At 72.0% G+C, this 7,115-nt stretch carries 6 protein-coding genes; 5 read left to right on the top strand and 1 reads right to left on the bottom strand.

Translation table 11 applies throughout. The features are described 5' to 3' along the window. Nucleotides 1-272: 272 nt before the first annotated feature. The 4 genes from AC6I72_RS36215 to AC6I72_RS36200 all read left to right on the top strand — a co-directional run bounded on the left by AC6I72_RS36215 (nt 273) and on the right by AC6I72_RS36200 (nt 4,919). On the top strand, nt 273-1,973 hold the full coding sequence (locus AC6I72_RS36215) for an amidohydrolase (RefSeq protein WP_498005874.1): 1,701 nt from the start codon (nt 273-275) through the stop codon (nt 1,971-1,973). Nucleotides 1,974-2,215: 242 nt separating this feature from the next. Further along, nucleotides 2,216-3,460, top strand: coding sequence for a cytochrome P450 (locus AC6I72_RS36210; RefSeq protein ID WP_498005872.1), 1,245 nt, complete (start codon nt 2,216-2,218; stop codon nt 3,458-3,460). A 56-nt stretch (nt 3,461-3,516) separates the two neighbouring features. Continuing rightward, the gene (locus tag AC6I72_RS36205) at nt 3,517-3,711 is read left to right on the top strand and encodes a ferredoxin (protein ID WP_366725922.1); all 195 of its coding nucleotides are present in this window, start codon (nt 3,517-3,519) and stop codon (nt 3,709-3,711) included. After that, entirely contained in the window at nt 3,708-4,919 is a 1,212-nt protein-coding gene (locus AC6I72_RS36200) for an NAD(P)/FAD-dependent oxidoreductase (protein WP_498005870.1), read from the top strand. Before AC6I72_RS36205 ends, AC6I72_RS36200 begins: the two co-directional genes overlap by 4 nt. Here AC6I72_RS36200 and AC6I72_RS36195 read toward each other — a convergent pair. Then, a complete protein-coding gene (locus tag AC6I72_RS36195) occupies nt 4,909-5,775 on the bottom strand; it encodes a L,D-transpeptidase family protein (RefSeq protein ID WP_498005869.1) in 867 nt (288 codons plus the stop codon). The two genes, AC6I72_RS36200 and AC6I72_RS36195, sit on opposite strands and share 11 nt — an antisense overlap. Before the next feature lie 181 nt (nt 5,776-5,956). On the opposite strand from AC6I72_RS36195, the gene AC6I72_RS36190 reads away from it, so the two are divergent. Then, entirely contained in the window at nt 5,957-6,922 is a 966-nt protein-coding gene (locus AC6I72_RS36190) for an RNA polymerase sigma factor (RefSeq protein ID WP_498005867.1), read from the top strand. The last annotated feature ends 193 nt before the right edge of the window (nt 6,923-7,115 follow it).

Below are 7,115 nucleotides of genomic sequence, written 5' to 3'. Positions count from 1 at the left end.
TAGGCCACGGCCGGACCCGGTCCGCGGACGGAGTAGTCGACCGGTCCTCGGTAGGAGTGACCGCCCGGTCCTCGGACGGAGTGACCGGGCTCGGGTCCCGGCCGGCCTCAGCGGGAATGAGACACATATCTGACGCGCCGGCACGTTACACTCCGTCAGTCTGTCCAGGTGTGCACATCCACCGGCATACATGTTTTGTATGGACACACCTGGCAGCACTGTCGTGGGCCGCCCGTCGGCCCTTCTCCCTCACCCCGAGGAACGAGACTGACGTGAACGACGACCTCCACCCGGGCCGCCGGCGCCTGCTGAAGATGTTCGGGCTGGGTGCCACCGCGACCACGGCTGCCCTGCTCCAGGGCGACCCGGTGCTCGCCGCGACCCTCGGCTACGACGAGAAGACCGGGGTCTCCCCGACGACCTACCGGGCGCCCAAGGGCTTGGCCAGGAACACCGCGGCCAAGCAGACCGCACTCGGCTGGATCGACGCCAACCAGGGCGCCGTCACCAAGCTGAACGACGACGTCTGGAAGTACGCCGAGCTGTCACTGCGCGAGTGGAAGTCCTCCCTCGCCACCGCCAGCCTGCTCAAGGCCAACGGTTTCACGGTCGAATGGGGTTCGGCGGGCTTCCCGACCGCGTTCGTCGCCACCTACGGCAACGGCGGCCCGGTGCTGGGCTTCAACGCCGAGTACGACGCGCTGCCGGGGCTGTCGCAGAAGAAGGGCGTGGCCACCCACGACCCGCTCGTCTACCACTACGACGCCTACGGCCCGTCGTACGGTGCCGGACACGGTGACGCCCACAACGCGCTGGGCGCGGGCGGTACGGCCGCCGCCATCGCCGTCGCGCAGGCCATCCGGGCGCACGGGCTGAAGGCGACCGTCAAGCTGTTCGGCAGCGCCGGCGAAGAGCAGCTCGTCGGCAAGGCGTACGCCGTGAAGGAGGGTGTCTACGACGGCCTCGACGCGTTCCTCGACTGGCACCCGTTCAACATCACGACCCCGTTCTGGAACACCACCAGTGCACTGATATCGGCCACGTTCACCTTCCTCGGCGCCTCCGGTCACGGCGGCACCCCGCTCGGCAACAAGAGCGGACTGGACGGCGCGCTGCTGATGGCGACCATGTCCGAGTACCTGCGGGAGAAGAACGTCGCGCCGTCGGGCCGGTTCCACTACGCCGTGATCAACGGCGGCGGCGCCCCGAACGTGACCCCGGACATGTGCTCCATCTGGTTCTTCGTACGCGAGGGCAGCCCGGCGCGCGCCCGCGTGCTCTACGACAAGATCGTGGAGTGCGCGAAGGCCGCCGCGCAGGCCAGCCAGACCCGGCTGGTGCACAAGTTCCACTCGGCGACCTGGAACCTGCTGGCCAACAAGGCCGGCGCCGAGCTGCTGTACGACAACATGCAGCAGATCGGCGCGCCGAAGTTCACCGACGCCGACCACACTCTGGCGAAGGCCGTGCAGAAGTCGCTCGGCCGCCCGGAGGTGGGCATGCCCACCGACCTGGTTCCGCTCGCTCCCCCGGCCGCCGCCTACACCGGCGGGCTGGCCACGGACACCGCCGACATCAGCTGGCAGGCACCCACCGCGGTGCTGCTGTCCGCCGCGTACCCGCCCGGTCTGCCCAACCACAACTGGGGTGTCACCGCGACGGCGGCCACCAACATCGGGCACCAGGCGATGCTGTCGGCCGCCCGCTACCTCGCGGCCGGCGCCGTCGACCTCATCGAACAGCCCGACCGGCTGGATGCGATGAAGCAGGAGTTCAAGGGCCGCACCGAGGGCATCCAGTGGGCCTCGATGATCCCCGACGGCACCCAGCCGCCGCTGTACGAGCCGCCCGCGGACTTCCTGAAGGCGACCGGGCAGAGCTGGCCGCCCGAGGGCGTCACCTGGCCGGTGCCGCCGGTGGTCGCCGCCGAGCAGCTCGGTACGACCGGGCCGAACCTGCCGCCCGTCACCTGACGGTCCCCGAAGCCCCCGGGGGCCCGTCCCTCCCCCGGGTCCACCCGGCCGTGGCCGCGCACTCCCCGCGGCCACGGCCGGAGAAACATGTGTGTGTCGGGACGGACGGGAATGGCGAAAAGCATGCCCTGTACACGGATCTCTTCTTCCGCGGACGGAAGCCGCGTCGTAACGTGCGCCCCGGCGCCCCCACTCGCATCGCCACTCCCATCAGGCACATGCCCGGAAGCCGAGGATCAGTCATGACCAAGGCAGCATCCGTTCCCAGCCCGGCCCCCTCCTCCGTCCCCACGGCCACCCCCTGGCCCGCCGAACGCGCCCCCGGCTGCCCCTTCGACCCTCCCCCGTCGGTGACGGCCCTGCTGGACACCGCCCCCGTCTCCCGGGTGACCCTCTGGAACGGCGCGACCGCCTGGCTGGTGACCCGCCACGCCGACCAGGTCGCCCTCCTGCGCGATCCCCGCGTCAGCGCCGACAACACCCGGCCCGGCTACCCCAGCATGAGCGCGGGCAGCGACGCCATCCGCGCACGTCACCGGGCCTTCATCACCATGGACGAGCCCGAGCACACCGAACGGCGGCGCCTGTACACGGGCAATTTCACCGTAAAGGCCACCGAGCGGCTGCGCCCACGCATCCGGCGCATCATCGACGACCTCCTCGACGCGATGGAACGCCAGGGGCCGCCCGCCGACCTCGTCACCGCCTTCGCCCTCCCCCTGCCCTCGCTCGTCATCTGCGAACTGCTCGGCGTCCCCTACGAGGACCACGACTTCTTCCAGCGGGCCAGCGCCGCGATCATCGACACCCGCAGCACACCGCAGGCCGCCGTCGCCGCCTCCCAGGAACTGGTCGACTACCTGCGCGGCCTCATCCTGCGCAAGGCCGAGCGGCCCGGGGACGACCTGCTCAGCAGCATGGCCACCGAGCAACTGGCCACCGGGCTCGGCACGGAGGACGAGTGCGCCAACGAGGCCCGGCTGCTGCTGGTCGCCGGGCACGAGACCACCGCCAACATGATCGCGCTGGGCACCTGCGCCTTCCTCCAGCACCCGGACCAGCTGGCCGCCGTCCGTGACGGAGACGCCCGCCAGGTGGCAGGCGCCGTCGAGGAGATGCTGCGCTACCTGACCATCACCCACATGGGACGCCGCCGGGTGGCACTGGAGGACATCGAGATCGGCGGGTTCCGCATCGCAGCGGGCGACGGCATCCTGTGCGTGAGCGAGACGGCCAACCGCGACCCGTCGGTCTTCACGGACCCCGACCGCCTCGACGTCACCCGCTCCAGCCGGCAGCACATGGCCTTCGGCTCCGGCCCGCACCAGTGCCTGGGCCAGAACCTCGCCCGGGTGGAACTCCAGGAGGCCTACCCGGCACTGCTGCGCCGCTTCACGGGCCTGCGGCTCGACCGCCCGCTCGAGGACATCCCCTTCCGCACCGCGGCAGTGGTCTACGGCGTACGCGAACTCCCTCTCACCTGGTGATCCGGCCTGCCCGCCGGCCCCACCTCCCACCCCAACTCCCCGATGACAGGAGCGACATGAACATCACCATCGACGAGGACAAGTGCTGCGGCGCCGGTCAGTGCGTCCTGGTAGCGCCCGAGGTCTTCGACCAGCGCGACGAGGACGGCGTCGTCGTCCTCCTCACCGCGCGGCCGGCCGAGGACCAGCACGACGCCGTACGCGAGGCGGTCGCCGTCTGCCCGGCCGCCGCCATCGAGGTCGAGGCGTGACCGCTCCCGCCGGAGTGGTCGTCGTCGGCGCCTCGGCGGCGGGCCTGACCGCCGCCGAGGCGCTGCGGCAGTCGGGGTACGACGGCCCGCTCACCCTGGTCGGGGACGAACCCCACCCGCCCTACGACCGGCCGCCGGTGTCGAAGCAGTTGCTGGCCGGTGACTGGCCGGCCGAGCGGCTCCTGCTGCGGCCCGAAGAGGCGTACACCGAACTGGACGTACGGCTCCGGCTGGGCGTGGCGGCGAGCGCCCTGGACGTGACCGCCCACCGGGTCCGGCTGGCCGACGGGACCGACGTGCCGTACGACAGCCTCGTCGTGGCCACCGGAACCCGGGCGCGCACCCTGCCCGGGGCGGGTGGTGCGGCCGGGGTGCACGTGCTGCGCACGCTCGACGACGCGCTGGCGCTGCGGGCCTCCCTGGCCGGCCGGCCGCGTCTGGTGGTCGTGGGCGGCGGTTTCGTCGGCGCGGAGGCTGCCTCGGTCGCCCGGTCGCTGGACTGCGAGGTCACCCTGATCACCACGGGGGACGCTCCGCTGGCGGACGTCGTCGGTCCGGACGCCGCGGACATGCTGGCCTCGCTCCACCGCGAGCACGGCGTCCGTCTCGTCACGGGCACGCGGGTCACCGGCCTGCTCACCGGGCAGGGGCGTGTCACGGGCGTGATCACGGACCGGCAAGGCGTCAGGAGCGAGGTCCGCGCCGACGCCGTGGTGCTCGGCGTCGGCGCCCGCCCGAACACCGAGTGGCTGGCCGGCAGCGGCCTGCCGCTGGGCGACGGGGTCGAGTGCGACAGCACCCTGTACGCCGGTCACGACGTGTGGGCCGCCGGTGACGTGGCCTCCTGGCCAGACCCCGACTCCGGTACCCGGCTGCGGATCGAGCACCGTACCAACGCCACCGAACAGGGACGGCACGTCGCCGCGAACATCCTGGCCGGGCCCAGCGCGGCGTCCGGCTTCCGCACGGTTCCCTACGTCTGGTCGGACCAGTACGGTCTGCGGCTCCAGGTCTACGGCCTCGCCCGTGGCCCCGGCGAGACGCATGTCGTCGACGGGGACCCGCAGCAGCGGAAGTTCACCGCCGTACGGGTCCGCGACGGCCGCGTCGTCGCGGCCCTCGGAACGGGCATGTTCCGCCAACTGCGCGTCCTGCGCGAACTGGTGGCCGAACACGCCGCCTGGCAGCCGCGACGCCTCACCTGCTGAGCGACCCGGCGTCCCCCATCACGACCACCGGATGCAGGGCCGGGTCGAGGGTGCGCAGCAACTCCTTCATGTGCCGCTTGGCGATGCTGACGCACCCGTGGGTGGGGCCGCCGTGGTCGACGTGCAGCCAGATGCCACCGCCCCGGTCCGCGCCGAGGGGGCGCGTCCAGTCCAGCGGCGTCGTGCCCTTCTGGTGGTTGTAGTCGATGGCGATGACGTAGTCGAAGGCCCCAGCGAGGGGTTCGCCGTTGAACCCCAGTCCTCCGACCGTGTACCCGGACACGGAGCGGGTGTACGGCAGCTTGGCGCCGGGGTCGGACAGCCTGCCGCCGGCGTCGCTGAGGGTGAACACCCCGATGGGCGACCGGAGATCACCCTGGTGGTGTTCGTCGGTCCAGCCCTTGAGCGCGTTGTGCGCTGCCCAGGTCGGACCCGCCTTCCAGCCGTCCGCGGTGCGCTGGTACAGCACGACCCCGGAGCGGTTGGAGTTCTTGCCCTGGCCGGTGACCAGGACGACCTGGCGGGTCTCGGCCGGGACCTGGGACAGCGTCTTGGGCCCCAATCCGGGGAGCTGCGTGGGCAGTTCGGGTGCGGCGTTGTCGACGCCGGACATCGGGCGCGCCGCGTCCCGTGCGGAGGGCGCGGCGGCCGGGGAGTTCCCCGCGGCGGCCGCCGGGGTGTCGTGGGCCGCCCCTGTCGCGGTCGCCCCGCAGCCGGTGACGGTGGCCGCGACGACCAGGGCGGCGGCCGCGAGCGGCAGCCGTCCGCCGGCCCGGGACAGCGTGGCGAGGACCTGGTCGCCCGCTGTCGGGGCCCGGTGGCGCCCTCGCGAGGTGGGGTTGTTCTGTGAGGCCATGTTCCCAGCATGTCGAACACCTTTCAGGAACTCGTCAGCACCCCACCTGTTATGAGCCACGTCACTGTTCTGGCCGAGTGCACACACATGTCGCTCGTCCAGTGCTCTCTCACACACACCTGACCGCTTCCCGCCTTGGGTACCCTCGGGTTCAGCAGTGGCCGGGCCGGAGGGCGGAACAATGGAGACGACACTGAGGGACGCCGCGCGGGCCGAGGACGCGATACTGACCCGTGCGGCGCAGCAGGGCGACGCCCCGGCGCTGGCCACCCTGCTGGAGCGCCACCGTCCCGGCATGCGCGCGGTGGCCCTGAGCCTGCTGGGGCCCGGGCCCGATGTCGACGACGTGATGCAGGAAGCGGCACTGGTCGCGCTCCGCCGTATCGCCGACATCCGCGACCCGCAGGCCGTGGGGCCGTGGCTGCGCATGGTGGTGCGCAACGCCTGCCGGTCCCTGCTGCGTGAGTCCCGGCGCACCGAGCCCGTGGACGAGGTCCCCCTGCCTCCCGACGGTGCCTCCCCCGAGCAGTTGCTGGACCGGCACGCCCTGCGGGACTGGATCTGGGAGGCCGTGGAGGAACTGTCCCCGGCGTTGCGACTGCCGGTGGTGCTCCGCTACTTCTCCTCCGGGGTGACCTCGTACCAGCAGATCGCCGAGGCTTGCGCCGTCCCGGTCGGCACGGTCCGCAGCCGGCTGCACCAGGCACGCGGTCTGCTCGCCCAGACCCTGGCGGACACGTCCGCCTCCGCCCACGACGACACCGCGCGCCGTACCGAGGCCAGCTGGCAGGAGGCGCACCACACGCTCGCCGCCGCCGAACGGGGGGAGTTCGAGAAGGTGGTCAGGGACCGCTACTCCCCCGAGCTGTCCCTGCTCAGCGGCGGGCACCGGCTCGGTGGCGTCGGGCTGATGCTGGTGGGCATGGACTCCGACCTGTCCGCCGGGGTCCGGCAGCGCCCCCGGCATGTCATCGCCGGCCGGTCGCTCGTGGTGTGGGAGATGGACCTGGTCAATCCGCCGGACGCCCCTGACCACTGCCCGCCCGGCGTCGCCTGGATCATGAGCCTCGAAGGCGGCCGTATCGGCGAGCTGCGTCTCTATCACGCGACGCGGTCCTCTGCCAGCCAGGCACTCCGGGCGGCCTGAACCTCCCCTCGGTGGCGAGCTGTGACGCCTCTCGCCCCCTCGCCTATTACGGCGTAATAGGTCCCGGAGGGCCGGCGGTCGACCGCGACCTATTACGCCGTAATAGGTCGCGGCGCACGACCCTCATCCTCGCGACCCTCCCGGACCCTATTACGGCGTAATAGCCCTGGCGCGCGCCACTGCCGTCCTCGTG

The organism is Streptomyces sp. Xyl84 (assembly GCF_059731885.1).
Note: the sequence above shows the minus strand (reverse complement) of the source record. Positions and strands in the feature narration are given on the sequence as shown.

Excerpts from the sequence above, each read along its gene's own strand:
- AC6I72_RS36210 (WP_498005872.1), top strand. The coding sequence starts at position 2,216 with ATGACCAAGGCAGCATCCGTTCCCAGCCCGGCCCCCTCCTCCGTCCCC.
- AC6I72_RS36205 (WP_366725922.1), top strand. The coding sequence starts at position 3,517 with ATGAACATCACCATCGACGAGGACAAGTGCTGCGGCGCCGGTCAGTGC.
- AC6I72_RS36195 (WP_498005869.1), bottom strand. The coding sequence starts at position 5,775 with ATGGCCTCACAGAACAACCCCACCTCGCGAGGGCGCCACCGGGCCCCG.
- AC6I72_RS36190 (WP_498005867.1), top strand. The coding sequence starts at position 5,957 with ATGGAGACGACACTGAGGGACGCCGCGCGGGCCGAGGACGCGATACTG.